Below are 15,903 nucleotides of genomic sequence, written 5' to 3' on the forward strand. Positions count from 1 at the left end.
TTTTTTTAATATTGATGTAAGGAGCTTTCTTGATTTAATTGCATCATATGTTAAAGATAATTCGTCTCAAATTTGTCTCACATTTAATTCACAAATATTTCTTTTTTATTATTTTATCTTTCTCTTTTCCTTCTTTCAATGGACGGATAGTCCAAAAAAAGAAGTCCCTTAGGACTTCTTGAAATACGTTTATCAAGTTTTACTTATTTAACAATCTTTCTACTAAATCATCATTCACGATTTCATATCCATCAAAATGATAATCATACAATCCTTGACCTTGAGTAATAGAACGTAAATCAATCGCAAATTCTAATATTTCTACTTGAGGAATACGACAAACAAGTTTGATTAAACCATCGTCTAAACTATCAGTTTCAAGGACTTTACCACGTTTTTTATTAACATGTGACATCAAATCACCTAAATATTCTTCATCAATATAAATATTTAAAATGACATAAGGTTCTAATAAACATGGATCAAGATGTTTCATCGCTTCTTTAAAACACATCATAGTTGCTGTTTTAAAAGCTTGTTCACTTGAATCTACACTATGATAAGAACCATCTAATAAAGTAGCTTGTATACCTAAAACAGGATAATGACCAATAACTCCTTCTTTAACACTTTCAATCAATCCTTTTTCAACAGCAGGGAAATAAGCTTTTGGGACAGCCCCACCAAATACTTTTTCTTTAAATGTATAAGATTGACTATAATCTTTTGTTGGTTCAAAAAGAATTTCTACTTCACCATATTGACCATGACCACCTGATTGTTTTTTAAACTTTGTACGTTGAGTATAACTTTTACGAATTGTTTCACGATAAGAAACTTTCATATTACTTAATTTAACATCAATTTTAAATTTAGATTTTAATTTAGCAACAACACTTTCTAAATGAATATCTCCAATACCATAAATACATTGTTGTTTTGTTTCATGATTATTTTCAAATTTTAGAGTTTGGTCTTCTTCTAATAATCTTGTAATACCACTAGCAATCTTTTCTTCATTTGCTTTACCAATAGGTTGAATAGCTTTACCATAATATGGTTTAGAAAAATGAATAGGTTGGTATTTCATACGATAATCTAATGTACATAAAGTATCATTTGTTGAAGAATGAGAAAGCTTTGTCATACATCCAATATCACCAGCACATAATTCATCAACTTCAATAAGTTCTTTTCCTCTTTTTATGTAAAGTTTATTCACTTTTTCAACTTCATTTTTATTGACATTTAATAAAGACATTCCTGTTTGAATACGACCTGTACAAACTTTAAAAAGTGATTCTCTTCCTACAAAAGGATCAACAATTGTTTTAAAAATGAATAAAGAAGGTGGTAGACTTTCGTTAAAACCGATGATATCTTCTTCATGTGTATCAATATTTTCTACAATGATAGAATTACATGTATCACCTGCAGCAGGGAAGAAAGCAACCATTGAATTTAATAAAATTTGAATACCAATATTACTTGTTCCACATAAAACAGGAATCAATGTTTGATTCATAACTCCTTGACGTAAAGCCCATGAAATTTCTTCTTTAGTAAAAGGTTCTTCATTTAGAAATTTTTCTAATAAATCATCATTTGTATTAGCGACAGCTTCATCAATCATTTCTTTGATAGGCATAACTTCATCCATCATATCTTCAGGAATAGGGAAAGGTTCTGTATGTTCTCCTTTAAAAATACGACCTTCCATTTTAGCTACGTTAATATAACCTATCATTTTATCATGATCCATGATAGGAACTTGAATTGGTGCAATTCCTTTACCATAGGCTTTTTTCAATTGATTTAATTTTTCTTTATAATTGGCATCTGGATTATCTAAGCCATTAATATAAATAATTTTAGCTTTATCTTTTGCTCTAAACATGGCTTGCTTTGTACCAATACTGATATCCTTATAAGAAGGAACAACAATGACAGCTGATTCTGCAACGTGTAAAGCAGCTTCTACTTCTCCTACATAATCAAAATTACCAGGAGTATCTAATAAATTAATTTTACAATAATCCCATTCTAAGGGAATAAGTGATAAATTAATTGAAGATTGACGTTTAATTTCTTCAACGTCATAGTCAGAAATAGTTGTTCCTTGACTAATAGTTCCTATTTGTTGAGAAATTCCTGCACGTTTTGCCATGGCTTCAATAACGCTTGTTTTTCCTGAACCAAGATGTCCTAAAACAGCTACATTTCCAATATTATTTGAGTGATATAAATTCATAGACATTCCCCTTTCTTATATAACTATTTATATTATACAATGATTTCTTTATATAAGAAAGCGGTTACAACAAAAAAGAATAACCTTAGTTATTCTCTAAAATATCTTGTATTGTTTTTTGATTTCCTTTGATTTGCCCTTGAACCATATTTGCTTTACCGCCGCCTTTGATTTCAAAGTGACCTTTTAACTTATTTAAAAGCTCTCTAGAGTCATTGTTACTTGCAATTATAAAACGATAATTTTCATCTTTTCCTACAAAAATAGCTACATAATTAGAACACAATGGAAATAATTGATTTAAATAATATTGTTGTAAAGAACGATCTAGATTATTAGTAAAAATTAAATAATGATCTTGCTGAGGTAATGATTGTACTTGTTGATCAATTATTTGTTTTTTTAAGCTTGAAAGTTCTTGTTTTAATTGATTGTTTTCGTTTAAAAGTTGATCAATACCTTTTACAAGGTCATCAGGTGGTAATGAAAGCTTTTGAGAAATATTTATTGCTTGTATGTGCTTAGCTTGATAATTTACAAAAGCACGATGGCCGCATACAAAATAGAGACGAATTCCATTTTTATGTTTCATGGCTTTTAATATTTTAATCATGCCAATTTCACTTGTTGAACGTACATGAGGGGCACAACAAGCGCAACAATCTACACCTTCGATTTCTACCAAACGAATTGCTTCATTGATTTCTTTTTTGCTTCGATAATCGTAAAGATCAGCATCCTCTGGATAGAAACAATGAATGACTTTGTTATTTAAAATCACTTCATTGGCCTTAGCTTCTAATATTTGTAACTGTTGTTCATTTAAAAAGCCGTTATAATCCGTTGTAATTTCACGGTCACTTAAATGAAAACCACTATTATCAAAACCAAACATGCTTTTTACAAGTCCTGATAAAACATGTTCACCACTATGATTTTGCATATTATTATAACGATAATTGAAATCAATCTTTCCTTTAACACTTCCTGAAAGAGGAGCATTGGTATAATGATGAATTTCTTGATTGATGATTTGTACATCAATGACTTCAACATCATTTAAAGTACCATGATCACAAGTTTGACCACCTTCTTCAGGAAAAAATAAAGTTTGATCTAATACAATATCATAATCATTTTCTCTTTTTGTACATGTTATGACTTGAGCTTCAAAAATTGTCTGATAAGCATCTTTGTCATAAAGTTTAATTGTCATATTATCACATCCATTCTTTCAAATCATACCATATTTAAATAGATTTGATAATATTATACATAATACCGATTTCAATCAAAGTAACAAGTAAAGAAGTCCCTCCATAAGACATTAAAGGTAAAGTTACACCTGTAACAGGAAATAATCCAACAACGACCCCTAAGTTAATGATAGTTTGTATTCCAATCATGGAAGTCATACCGATCATTAAAAAACTTCCAAAGAGATCGTCTACTTTTTTTGCATAATTGAAACAAGTAATAAATAAGTAAGCATATAAAAGAATTAATAAAATCCCTCCTATAAAACCGAATTCTTCTAAATAAATAGCAAAAATAAAGTCTGTTTGTGGTTCCGGTAAATAAAAATGTTTTTGAATGCTTTGATCAAAACCACTTCCTAAAATTCCTCCAGGACCAATAGCATAGAGTGATTGAATCATTTGAAATCCTGATCCTAATGGATCTTGAAAAGGATCTAAAAAAGCAAAAATTCTTTTCATTCGATAAGGGGCAGAAATAATCATTAAAATAATCATTAAAATTCCAGATAGTCCTAAAAAAATAATATATCGAAACGGGAAAGGGGTAATAATAATCATTAAAAGAATACTGCAACACATGACAAAGCCACTTCCAAAATCAGGTTGTAACATAATAAGAAAAAAGCCGATTCCCATAACAATAAGTGGTTTTAAACAATAACGTAGTTTTTTCATTTGGTGATAATGATGGCTGATATAGTCACTGACATAAATAATAAGCGCTATTTTATAGATTTCAGAAGGCTGTAAGGCAAAAAGTCCTAAATTAAACCAACTTCTTGAACCACCTCTGACAATACCTACTCCAGGAATGAGTACTAGAACTAAAAGAATTGTAGCAAGAATAATAATTTTAAGACTATGTTTTTGATAGAGGTGATAATCTATTTTAGAAAAGAAAAAAAGTAAAAGAAGACCGACTATTACAAAAATAGCTTGTCTTTTAAAATAATAGAAGCTGTCATTTTCTTTATATTGCGCCCATATATGTGAAGAACTATAGACCATTAATAAACCGATAGATAGAATAATAAATACAATAAGAAGTATTTTTCTTTTTTTCATAGTTACCACCGTTTTATTATATGTAAACTAATTTAAATTATTTTATAAAAAGTATATTTTTGATATATAATAAAGGCGAGAGGAATGTGATGTTTATGAAATTATTCTTAGTAGAAGATGCTACGATTTATATGATTTTATTACAAAAATTATTAGAAAATGACTTTCAAATCACATTATCAAAAAATATAGCTGACGCTAAAAAAATAATTGAAGATGAAGATTATCAATTTGATGTTATGTTGATTGATTTAATTACGCCAGGGACAATGGATTTGATTAGACAAATAAAAAAGAATAAAAGATTGTCACAAGTTCCTATCGTTGCTTTAACAGCAAGTGATAATCCTAAAGATTTAATACAAGCTTTTGATTATGGTATCTATGATTGTATTCAAAAGCCTATTTATGAAGAAGTAGTTTTACAAAGAGTAAAAAATGCAGCAAGTAATTATTTAAGATTGAAAGAATTAAAGAAATTACGAGAATCTTTAATGAATAATCAACAAATTGATGATTTAACAAAGATATATAAATTTGATACTGCTAAATGGCTTATTGATGAAAAATTAGATGAAAATAAAACAGGTCAAAAAATTTTGTTTGTATTTAAGCTAAAGGGTTTAGAAGAAGTGTACAAACAAGAAGGAAGTCATCGAGGAGATAAATTAGTAAAAGAAATGAGTGATTTCATTTCCATGAATTTTAAAAATATAGATATATTAGGGCGTGTTGATCAAGATGAATTTGTATGTTTTGTTAATCATATGATGTCTAAGGAACTTGCTTATGTAAGAAAAGAAGAACTTCTAAGAATGTTTTCACAAAAGAAATTATCTGATATTTCTGAAAATATGGATTTACAAATAGGATATTGTAGAACTTGTGAAACTGTAAATTATGAAAAAATGTATCAAGCAGCTAAAAAGATGTTAACGAAATAAGAAAATTATTTCGTTTTTTTAATTTTTTAAAAGAAAAAATGATTTTTGTTGTCTATATAAATAATGGAGGGAGGAACAATGGAAACAAAAATCAAACCTAAAAGAATTACCGATTTTAAAAATGACCTTGTCTTTAAATTCATGTTGAGTGATCTCAATGATTCTCGCTGTTATTATTTACTTAAAGTCATTATTGAAGGAATTACGGGTATTAAATGTCAGGAACTCTTTGTCTTAAATAGTGAAGTCAATCCTGAACATCTAAGTGATAAAGATATGGTCTTAGATGTCAGAGTGAAAACAGATGAAGGAAAATTAATCGACATTGAAATGCAAAACAGTGCTCTTACTAAAGAAGTTCATTATCGTTTTCAAATCTATGGAGCTAGAATGATGGATCATCAAGTCAATCGAGGAGATATCTTATACAGTGAAAATGTCCATGAAGTCTATACCATTCTTTTTGTCAATGATATTGATAGAGACAATCTTCTCTTGATTGATACTTATATGCCACGTAATCAACTAAACCATGTCAGAAAGCATAATCTGCTGACTCATCACAATATCTATCTTCCATTTATTGATGCTGTTGTAAGAGAAAAAGGGCTTAAGAATCTAAGCAAGATAGAATTAGCTATTTATACTTTATATCATGGGATAACAGATGATATAATAGCTTTAAACAGTGAGGTGGTTACCATGATGAAAGAAAAGATGGATCAGTTCAATGAAGATGAAGAACTTGTTTTAGCAGCGAGTAAAAGACAGCTTGTCAAGATACAACATCATCAAGAAAAGATAAGAATACGACAAGAAGGAAAAGAAGAAGGAGAACTTCTTAAAGCCAAAGAAAATACATTGATGCTTTTTAAAAGTAAATATCCTCAAGAAGATATTTTAATGTTAGAAAATTTAACATTGTCACAATATAACGAGATTTTTAAAGCATTAATAGAAAACAAAAATTTACAAATAATTAAAGAAATGATTAAATGATACAAAAACGGATATCTCATGAGATATCCGCTATTTTTATTTATGAATACCAGGTCCAGCTTTAACAACAGTACTAGGTAAATCATATTTTTTAAAGTTTTCTTGGAACATTTTTGTAAGCTTTTTAGCTGTTTTATCATATTCGCGTTTGTTTGACCAAGTATTTTTAGGGTTCAACATTTCTGCTGGAACACCTGGACAACTTCTTGGGATTTTTAGATTAAAGAATGGTTCTTTGACATATTCCACAAAATCTAAGTCACCATTTAAAGCAGCATTGATCATTGCACGTGTATATTTTAATGGAATACGATGCCCTTTACCATAAGAGCCACCAGTCCATCCAGTGTTGATCAAGAAAACATTAGCTCCTGATTTTTCTACACGACGTCCAAATTGGTGAGCATATAAAGCTGTATCTAATGGGAAAAATGGTTCTCCAAAACATGTTGAAAATGTTGCTTCTGGTTCAGTAACACCATTTTCAGTTCCAGCAAGTTTGCTTGTATAACCTGAAACAAAGTGATAGATAGCAGCGTTACGGTCAAGTTTAGAAATAGGTGGTAAAACTCCAAAAGCATCTGCTGCTAAAAAGAAAATAGTACGTGGAATAGGTCCAACTCCTGATGAAACAGTATTTGGAATATAATCAATTGGATAACCAACACGTGTATTTTCTGTAATAGAACCATCATCAAAATTAATAATACGTGTATCTTCAAATAATTTAACATTTTCTGTTACAGCACCAAAACGGATGGCATTCCAAATTTCAGGTTCATGTTCTTTTGAAAGGTTGATACATTTAGCGTAGCATCCACCTTCAAAGTTGAAGATTGTATTTCTAGACCAACCATGTTCATCATCACCAATTAATCGTCTGTTTGGATCGGCTGAAAGTGTTGTTTTTCCAGTTCCTGATAATCCAAAGAATAAAGCTGTATCACCATCGATTCCCATATTGGCAGAACAATGCATTGTAAAAATCTTCTTTTGTGGAAGTAAATAGTTCATAACACAGAAGACAGATTTTTTGATTTCTCCAGAATACCCTGTGCCCGCAATTAAAATAATTTGTTTTTCAAAATTGATCATAATAGCGGCTTCACTATTTAATCCTAATTTTTTATAATCTACTTTACATCCAGGAGCAACTAAAATCAAAAAGTCTTCTTTAAAATCTTTTAATTGTTCCTTTTTAGGTCGAATAAGTAAATTTCTAATAAATAAATTTTGACTTGCTTTTTCATTGATAACTCTAAAACCATATTGATATTTACGATTAGCTCCTGCAAAGCCATCAAAAATATATAAATCTTTATCATTTAAATATTGAATCATTTGATCATAAACTTGGTCAAAAACTTCTGCTGAAACAGGACGATTAACATTTCCCCAAGCAATTAAATCATGAACAGCAGGTGTATCAACAATATATTTATCATCTGGGGAACGACCAGTTCTTTCTCCAGTTTCTATACATAAAGCACCAGCGCGTGAAAGTCTTCCTTCTTTATGAAGTAAAGCTTTTTCTACAAGCGCACCAGGCGGATTGTTTCTAAAAATGTTTCCCGTATGATTAAAACCATATTTTTCGATATTCAATGTACCCATAATATACCTCCTTTGGATTCCTTACATATAATGATACAAAAAAAATGTTACAAAATCCATAGAAAGCGCTTACTTTTTTTAATAAATGACGCTAATGTCAAAATGAGTTTGTTGAAAATGTACAGTTTATAAGGTTTTTAGAGTATTTTTTAATAAAAAAACACATTAGAAACATAACTAATGTGTTTTTAGGATAATAATCATAAACAAATAAAAAAGATCATTTAGGGGAATGATCTTCTTTATTTATATATAGGGAATCGAGTAATAAAAAATTAATATATTGGGAAACTATTACTGAAAATCGTAAAATATATGAGAGATATAAATATTATGGGATATCTCTTTTATTTACATTTCATTTTTTATTACACATTTATTATAGCGAAATATGACGAATTGAGTAGAGACAAGTATCCTAAAATGAATCGTAAGTATTTGTGCAATGTGCACAAATAGTGTAAAATAGAAGGTGGTGATGATATGGGATTTACAATAGATGATGCTTTAAGAGAATTTAAAAAGAATTATAAAATGACATTACTTGCAGGTGAGGATGGATGTTCTAATGCCATGACCTGGGTACAAATGGTCGAAGATAAAACGATTTTACAACAACTTTGGGGTAAAGAACTAGTTGTAACAACAGGTCTAGGATTTCAAAGCCAAAAGAAATTAAAAGAATTCATTGAACAACTTGTTAAATATCATAGTGTGGGACTTGTTATCAATACGGGAAAATATGTTTTTGATATCGATCAAGAAATTATTGATTATTGTAATGAATTAAGTTTTCCTTTGTTAGTGGTTCCTTGGGAAGTGCATATTGCAGATATGATCAAAGATTTTTCATATCATTGTTTACGTGCAGAAAGAGATGATAAGTATATTAATCAAACTGTTATGGACACACTGATTAATCCAGCAATTATTGAAGAGTCTAGAAATAAATTAGCAGGTGATTTTGATGTGGAAAATGATTTTCAAGTAATGGCTATTTCTGTAGAAACCGATGAAGAATTAGGTATGATGGAAAGAAGAAGTATTAAGTTTCAGCTAGAATTATGTTTTGAAAAAGTTGAAGGAAATTATAGTTTTTTCTGGTTTGATGGTTATTATATTATGATTTTTAATAACTTAGAAGATAGTGCTCTTGTAGAAGTTATTAATGAAATGTATAAAAGAGCTAAAAAACGTTTGCATTATACATTACATTTAGGAATTGGCTCAAAGATGGTGGATTTTAGAAATATGATTTTAAGTTATAAAAGGGCTATTGCGGCTTGTAAGATGGCTAAACAATTTAATTATCCACAAATTTATTTTGATGATATGGGTGTTTATCAATTATTGTTTATTATTGAAGATCAAGGTATTTTAAGACAAATGTATCGTAGTATGTTAGGTGTTTTGATAGATTATGATCAAAAACATAATATGCAATTAGAAGAAACACTTTATCAGTATTTAAAATTCGATAGTAATCAAAAAGCTATGGCTGAAAGCTTATATATGCATCGTAATACTATCAATTATCGACTTAATAAGATAAAAGAACTGACAGAATGTCAATTGGATTCATTTGAAGAAAAAATGCCATATATGTTAGCTTTTTATATTAAAGAAATTGTAGAAAAAAAGAAGAAATAGCGGAAAGCTGTTAGCTTCTTTTTTTATTTGATAAAAAGTTTAGCAAACAAAAATGAAAGCGCTAACTTTTTAGTGAATGTTGGTCATTTATATGTTATAATAAATGACATAAAGGGGAGATAAATATATGTTTGATAATTTTTTAATTCACACTTTCCATGATGGAAATTGTTTACAAGCTTATAAAATATTTGGTGCACATTTTGAAACTCATGAAGGTAAAAAAGGTGTACGTTTTACAACATATGCGCCGAATGCTAGAAGTGCACAAGTTGTAGGAGAATTTAACCAATGGGGTGAAACACCTTGTTATATGCAAAAATATAATAATGGTGGTATTTATACAATATTTGTTGAAGGTGTCAAAGAATTTGACATGTACAAGTTTAGGTTTGAAACTCCTCAAGGAGATATTATTGATAAAGCAGATCCATATGCTTATTTTAGTGAGTTAAGACCAGGAACTGCTTCAAAGGTTTATAATATGGAAGGTTATCGTTGGCATGATAGCAAATGGGTAAAAAATAGAACTAAAAATTATGATCGCCCACTTAATATATATGAAGCTTCTCTTGGTTCATGGAAAATGAAGCGAGAAAGTGAAGGTGAAGGGGACGATGGTGAATATTATTCTTATGAAGAATTAATAGATGAAATTATTCCCTATGTAAAAAAGATGGGCTATACACATTTAGAAGTTATGCCGCTTACTGAATTCCCGTTTGATGGTTCTTGGGGATATCAAGCAACTGGTTTTTATAGTGCAACATCGAGATATGGTCAACCTAAACAATTAATGAAATTTATTGATGCCTGCCACCAAGAAGGCATTGGTGTTATTATGGACTTTGTGCCAGCACATTTCGTTAAAGATTCACATGGATTACATATGTATGATGGTGGATTTGTTTATGACTATAATGATTATAATCGTCGTTATAGTCCATGGGATAGTGTTTATTTTGATTTAGGTAAAAATGAAGTAAGAAGTTTCTTATTATCTTCTGTAGAATTCTTTGCAACATATTATCATATTGATGGTTTTAGATTTGATGCTGTAAGTAATCTTATTTATTATGAAGGTAATAAAAACTTAGGTGAAAATATTGGTGCTATGGAATGGATGAAACGTTTAAATGGACATATGTCTGGGTATCATCCAACTGTGATGATGATTGCAGAAGATTCAACAGATTATCCAGGTGTTACTAAACCGGTGGGTGAACATGGTTTAGGATTTGATTATAAATGGGATTTAGGTTGGATGAATGATACATTGAAATATTTCCAAGAAGATCCTGTTTATCGTCAATATGACAGTCGCTTTATTACATTCTCAATGGCTTATTTCTATTCAGAAAGATTCTTACTTGAATTTTCGCATGATGAAGTTGTTCATGGAAAAGCTACGATTATTAATAAGATGTGGGGATTACATGGAGATAAATTGGCACAAGTGAAGGCACTTTATGTTTATATGATGTTACATCCAGGTAAGAAATTAAATTTCATGGGAAATGAACTTGCTGAATATAAAGAATGGGATGAATCTAAATCTTTAGGATGGGATATTTTAAAATATCCTGATCATGATGCATTCCATCATTTCGCTCAAAAACTCAATGAAATTTATTTGAAATATCCAGCTTTATATGAAATGGATTATGATTTAAAAGGATTTGAATGGCTTGTGGTTGACGACCATGATCAATGCGTTTTCGCAATTGAAAGAAAAGATAAAGCAGGAAATGCGATTATCGCAGTGATGAATTTTGTTGGTAATACGCATGAAAAATACAAAGTACCAGTTAATATTGAAGGAAGTTATAAAGAAATTTTAAATACGGATCAAGCTGTATATTCTGGAAAGAATATCATTAATCCAAGAGCAATTCGCTCTAAGAAAACAAAACCAAATAAAAAAACAAAATTGTTAAATAAAGATCATTATATTGAAGTAAAATTAGCACCATTTAGTGCATGTATCTTTGAAGTGAAACCTAAAAAAGAAACAACAAAGGAAACACTAAAGAAAACAAAAAGAGTAACTAAGAAAACAAAATAAGTTGTTCATAAAATAGAGCATCCGTAGTTTAGATACTCTATTTTATTTGAAAAAAATAAGATTTTATCAATGTAAAAATGTTTTTATGAGTGACAATCTACTAAAAATAAAGTATGATGGTCACGTAAGAGTAATGTTGAGGAGACGGGAAAATGTTTAAAAACAAAGAAGAATTTAAATTTGAATTTTCAAGAAGAATTATTGAGTCTTATGGGCGTACTGTTGAAGAAGCTCATATTACTGAAAAATTCATGGTTCTTGAAACAATGGTAAGAGATTATGCATCAGTAAACTGGGCAGCTAGTAAAGCTGTTGTTCAAAATAATGAACAAAAACAAATGCATTATTTCTCAATGGAATTTTTAATGGGAAGATTATTAGTTAATAATATGATGAATCTAGGAATCTATGAAATCGCTAAAGAAGGTTTAGAAGATTATGGAATCAATATTCATGATTTAGAAGAATTAGAAAGTGATGCTGGTTTAGGTAATGGGGGACTTGGACGTTTAGCTGCATGCTTTATGGATTCACTTGCTTCATTAGATTATCCAGGACATGGAAATACAATTCGTTATGAATATGGTTTATTTAAACAAAAAATTGAAAATGGTTATCAAGTAGAATTACCTGATCAATGGATGAAAACTGGATTTATGTGGGAAGTTCGTAAACCAAAACATAGAGTACCAGTAAAATTCTTTGGAAAAGTTATCTGGGATGAATCAGAAGGTAAATGGAAACATGTAGATGCTGAAACAATCTATGCGGTACCTTATGATGTACCAGTTATTGGAAATGATACAGTAAATACAAATACTTTACGTTTATGGTCAGCGGAACCTAGTGAAGATTTCCCAAGTAACCATGACTTCCAAAGATATATCGAAGATGTTAGAAGTATTTGTCAAAACTTATATCCAGATGATTCAACACCAGCAGGAAAAATGTTACGTTTAAAACAAGAATATTTCTTCTGTTCTGCAGGTATCCAAGCAATCATCAAAGCGCACTTAAGAAATTATCCATCATTAGATAATTTCCATGAAAAACATGTTATTCAATTAAATGATACACATCCAGTATTATGTATTCCTGAATTCATGCGTTTATTAATTGATGAACATAATTATGAATGGCAAGATGCCTGGGATATTTGTACACAAACATTTGCTTATACAAACCATACGATCTTAGCTGAAGCTTTAGAAACTTGGCCAATTAATACAATGCAAACATTATTACCACGTGTATATCAAATCATTGAAGAAATTCACCGTCGTTTTGTAGGTTTTGCTAAAGAAGTAAGTAATCATGATCAAAATTTAGTTGATCGTACAATGATTTTAAGAGATGGTACTGTTTATATGGCAAGACTTGCAATTGCTGGAAGCTTTAGTGTCAATGGGGTAGCAAGACTTCATACAGATATCTTAAAAGAAAGAGAATTACATGATTTCAATGTACTTTATCCAAATAAATTTAATAATAAAACAAATGGGGTTACTCATCGTCGTTGGTTAGCTTATTGTAATCCACAATTAAGTGAATTAATTAATGAAACAATTGGTAAAGGATGGATCAAAAAACCAGCTCAATTAGAAAATTTAATGGAACATGTTGATGATCCGATTTTACAAAATCGTTTCTTAGCTGTTAAAAAAGAAAGAAAACAAATCTTAGCTGATTATATTAAAGAACATAATGGTATTGAAGTAGATGTAGATAGTATCTTTGATGTTCAAGTTAAGAGATTACATGCATATAAAAGACAATTATTAAATATTTTACATGTTATTTATTTATATCAAGAAATGAAATCTAATCCAGATTTCCGTATTTATCCACATACTTTCATCTTTGGAGCAAAAGCAGCAAGTGCTTATTACTTCGCTAAAAAAGTTATTAAATTAATTAATGCAGTTGGAGATGTAGTTAATAATGATCCTGAAACAAATAAATACTTAAAAGTTGTTTTCTTAGAAAACTATGGTGTTACTTTGGCAGAAAAAATTATGCCTGCTGCAGATGTTTCAGAACAAATCTCTACTGCTGGTAAAGAAGCAAGTGGTACTGGTAATATGAAATTCATGATGAATGGAGCTATTACTTTAGGTACTTTAGATGGAGCTAATGTAGAAATTTCTGAATTAGTAGGATTAGATAATTGTGAAATCTTTGGTTTAAAAGATGAAGAAGTTAAAAACTTAAAAGCAAATAATCAATATCGTGCATGGGATTATTATAATAATGATTTAAAAATCCGTCGTGCTATTGATTCATTGACTAATGGTACTTTCTCAAGTAATCCAGAAGAATTTAAAATTATTCATGATGAATTAATGAATAAAAATGATGAGTACTTCTTATTAGCTGATTTCGAATCATATGCTAATGCACAAAGCCATGTTGCAGAACTATATCAAGATCGTGCTAAATGGGCTAGAATTTGCTTAGTAAATATTGCTAAGAGTGGATTCTTCTCATCTGATCGTACAATTGAACAATATGTAGAAGATATTTGGCATTTAGAAAAATGTAAATTTTAATTATAAAAGCTCAAGGTCTTAGGACTTTGAGCTTTTCTTTAATATATATTTACTTTTGATAAAACGATAAGGTTCCATAAAATCACGCATTTCTTTAGCGTCAACTTCTTCATGATTAACAAATCTTTGAAAAAAAGATTTGTTTTTTTCTGTCACAGCTTTAATTTCATCGATTGCTTCTTCTAAATGATGTTCTTTAAAGAAGTTGATGTAATACTCTTCGGTTTTACTTGCCATATCTTCATTATTTAATAAGACCCAATTTTCTTGATGAACAACATCAATCAAATTGATCAATGTTCTAGCAGCTTGTTCTTGATCAATCATTTTTTTCACCTCGTTTTTTATTATAGCATAAAACATAAGTTATGCTATAATGTTAAAAAAGATGAAAAAGAGGTATTTAATGAATAAACCAGTAATTGCGATTGTTCCTTTATATGATGAAGAAAGAGATAGTTTATGGATGCTTCCAGGGTATATGGATGGGGTTATTGAAGCAGGTGGTATTCCTGTTATGCTTTCTTTAGTTAATGATGATGTTTCTTTAAAAGAAACGGCTCATTATTTTGATGGATTTATTTTTGCAGGAGGGGAAGATTTAAATCCAGCAATTTATCATCAAGAAAAAGCAGAATATTGTGGAAAGCTAAATCAAAAAAGAGATGAAATGGAACCAAAGCTATTAAAATATGTTTTAGAAGCCAATAAGCCTGTTTTAGGAATATGTAGAGGTATTCAGTTATTAAATGCATGTTTAGGTGGAACACTCTATCAAGATTTAGATCAACAATTTCATCCTACATGTATTCATCGACAACCTGCTCCTTATGATCATCCAAGTCACCAAGTAAAAATTGTTGAAAATACACCTTTAAAAGACATCTTAAATCAAGAAACTTTAATGGTGAATAGTTGTCATCATCAAGCTATTTGTCAACTTGCTCCAGCATTAAAGCCAATGGCTTATTCTGATGATGGATTAGTAGAAGCTGTTTATCTACCAGATAAAAAGTATGTGATAGGATATCAATGGCATCCAGAAATGATTTATAAAAAAAGTGATGATCATTTAAAACTATTTAAAGATTTTGTGGATAATTGCAAAAAATAATTATAAAAACAGTAAATGTGTATTGACTTTATGATGATATATTAGTATAATGAACAAGCTTTAAGTTAATAAAAAGCAAGGGATGGTTCCTTGGCCAAGTTGGTAAGGCAACAGACTGCAACTCTGTCATCATCGGTTCGAGTCCGGTAGGAACCTCCATTTGTGAAAATGCGCTAGTAGCTCAACTGGATAGAGTGCTTGACTACGGATCAAGAGGTTGTGGGTTCGATTCCTGCCTAGCGCGCCATTTTTTTCGGGAAGTAGCACAGCTTGGTAGTGCACCTGGTTTGGGACCAGGGGGTCGCAGGTTCAAATCCTGTCTTCCCGACCATTTATAAAAATTGGGGCCATAGCTCAGCTGGGAGAGCACCTGCCTTGCACGCAGGGGGTCAG

The 15,903-nt window shown here is 30.0% G+C and carries 11 protein-coding genes and 3 tRNA genes; 9 read left to right on the forward strand and 5 right to left on the reverse strand.

What is annotated here, in order from left to right:
- Positions 1–199: 199 nt before the first annotated feature.
- The 3 genes from HUU89_RS11705 to ftsW form a co-directional block, all read right to left on the reverse strand.
- Positions 200–2,251 carry an elongation factor G gene (locus HUU89_RS11705; protein WP_175301840.1) on the reverse strand — a complete coding sequence of 684 codons (2,052 nt, stop codon included), beginning with the start codon at positions 2,249–2,251 and terminating at the stop codon, positions 200–202.
- Between the two features lie 85 nt (positions 2,252–2,336).
- The gene (locus HUU89_RS11710; protein ID WP_175301841.1) at positions 2,337–3,467 is read right to left on the reverse strand and encodes an alanyl-tRNA editing protein; all 1,131 of its coding nucleotides are present in this window, start codon (positions 3,465–3,467) and stop codon (positions 2,337–2,339) included.
- 34 nt (positions 3,468–3,501) lie between these two features.
- Complete coding sequence (gene ftsW / locus HUU89_RS11715; protein WP_117788878.1) at positions 3,502–4,575, reverse strand: putative lipid II flippase FtsW; 1,074 nt, start codon at positions 4,573–4,575, stop codon at positions 3,502–3,504.
- An 89-nt stretch (positions 4,576–4,664) separates the two neighbouring features.
- On the opposite strand from ftsW, the gene HUU89_RS11720 reads away from it, so the two are divergent.
- Together HUU89_RS11720 and HUU89_RS11725 are read left to right on the forward strand one after the other, a co-directional pair.
- Positions 4,665–5,519 carry a response regulator gene (locus HUU89_RS11720; RefSeq protein ID WP_032089526.1) on the forward strand — a complete coding sequence of 285 codons (855 nt, stop codon included), beginning with the start codon at positions 4,665–4,667 and terminating at the stop codon, positions 5,517–5,519.
- 78 nt (positions 5,520–5,597) lie between these two features.
- On the forward strand, positions 5,598–6,518 hold the full coding sequence (locus HUU89_RS11725; protein ID WP_175301842.1) for a PD-(D/E)XK nuclease family transposase: 921 nt from the start codon (positions 5,598–5,600) through the stop codon (positions 6,516–6,518).
- A gap of 36 nt (positions 6,519–6,554) precedes the next feature.
- On the opposite strand, the gene pckA is transcribed toward HUU89_RS11725, so the two are convergent.
- Positions 6,555–8,132, reverse strand: coding sequence for a phosphoenolpyruvate carboxykinase (ATP) (gene pckA / locus HUU89_RS11730; RefSeq protein ID WP_175301843.1), 1,578 nt, complete (start codon positions 8,130–8,132; stop codon positions 6,555–6,557).
- Positions 8,133–8,615: 483 nt separating this feature from the next.
- Here pckA and HUU89_RS11735 point away from each other — a divergent pair, with 483 nt between their 5' ends.
- The 3 genes from HUU89_RS11735 (at position 8,616) to HUU89_RS11745 (ending at position 14,396) form a co-directional block, all read left to right on the forward strand.
- Positions 8,616–9,782 (forward strand): PucR family transcriptional regulator, encoded by a 1,167-nt coding sequence (locus tag HUU89_RS11735; RefSeq protein WP_175301844.1) that lies wholly within the window; start codon positions 8,616–8,618, stop codon positions 9,780–9,782.
- Positions 9,783–9,909: 127 nt separating this feature from the next.
- Complete coding sequence (gene glgB / locus HUU89_RS11740; protein ID WP_175301845.1) at positions 9,910–11,847, forward strand: 1,4-alpha-glucan branching protein GlgB; 1,938 nt, start codon at positions 9,910–9,912, stop codon at positions 11,845–11,847.
- A gap of 152 nt (positions 11,848–11,999) precedes the next feature.
- On the forward strand, positions 12,000–14,396 hold the full coding sequence (locus HUU89_RS11745) for a glycogen/starch/alpha-glucan phosphorylase (protein WP_175301846.1): 2,397 nt from the start codon (positions 12,000–12,002) through the stop codon (positions 14,394–14,396).
- A gap of 18 nt (positions 14,397–14,414) precedes the next feature.
- Here HUU89_RS11745 and HUU89_RS11750 read toward each other — a convergent pair whose 3' ends face one another.
- Positions 14,415–14,723: a hypothetical protein gene (locus tag HUU89_RS11750; RefSeq protein WP_032089532.1), complete on the reverse strand. Its 309-nt coding sequence runs from the start codon at positions 14,721–14,723 to the stop codon at positions 14,415–14,417.
- A gap of 79 nt (positions 14,724–14,802) precedes the next feature.
- Here HUU89_RS11750 and HUU89_RS11755 point away from each other — a divergent pair, with 79 nt between their 5' ends.
- The 4 genes from HUU89_RS11755 to HUU89_RS11770 all read left to right on the forward strand — a co-directional run bounded on the left by HUU89_RS11755 (position 14,803) and on the right by HUU89_RS11770 (position 15,841).
- Positions 14,803–15,510, forward strand: a complete 708-nt coding sequence (locus tag HUU89_RS11755) for a gamma-glutamyl-gamma-aminobutyrate hydrolase family protein (protein WP_175301847.1) — start codon at positions 14,803–14,805, stop codon at positions 15,508–15,510.
- An 84-nt stretch (positions 15,511–15,594) separates the two neighbouring features.
- A tRNA-Cys gene (locus tag HUU89_RS11760) sits at positions 15,595–15,669 on the forward strand.
- A gap of 11 nt (positions 15,670–15,680) precedes the next feature.
- A tRNA-Arg gene (locus HUU89_RS11765) sits at positions 15,681–15,757 on the forward strand.
- A 7-nt stretch (positions 15,758–15,764) separates the two neighbouring features.
- Positions 15,765–15,841, forward strand: a tRNA-Pro gene (locus HUU89_RS11770).
- Positions 15,842–15,903: the final 62 nt, after the last annotated feature.

Source organism: Faecalibacillus sp. H12 (assembly GCF_013361255.1).
Taxonomy (GTDB): Bacteria; Bacillota_I; Bacilli_A; order Erysipelotrichales; family Coprobacillaceae; genus Faecalibacillus; species Faecalibacillus intestinalis.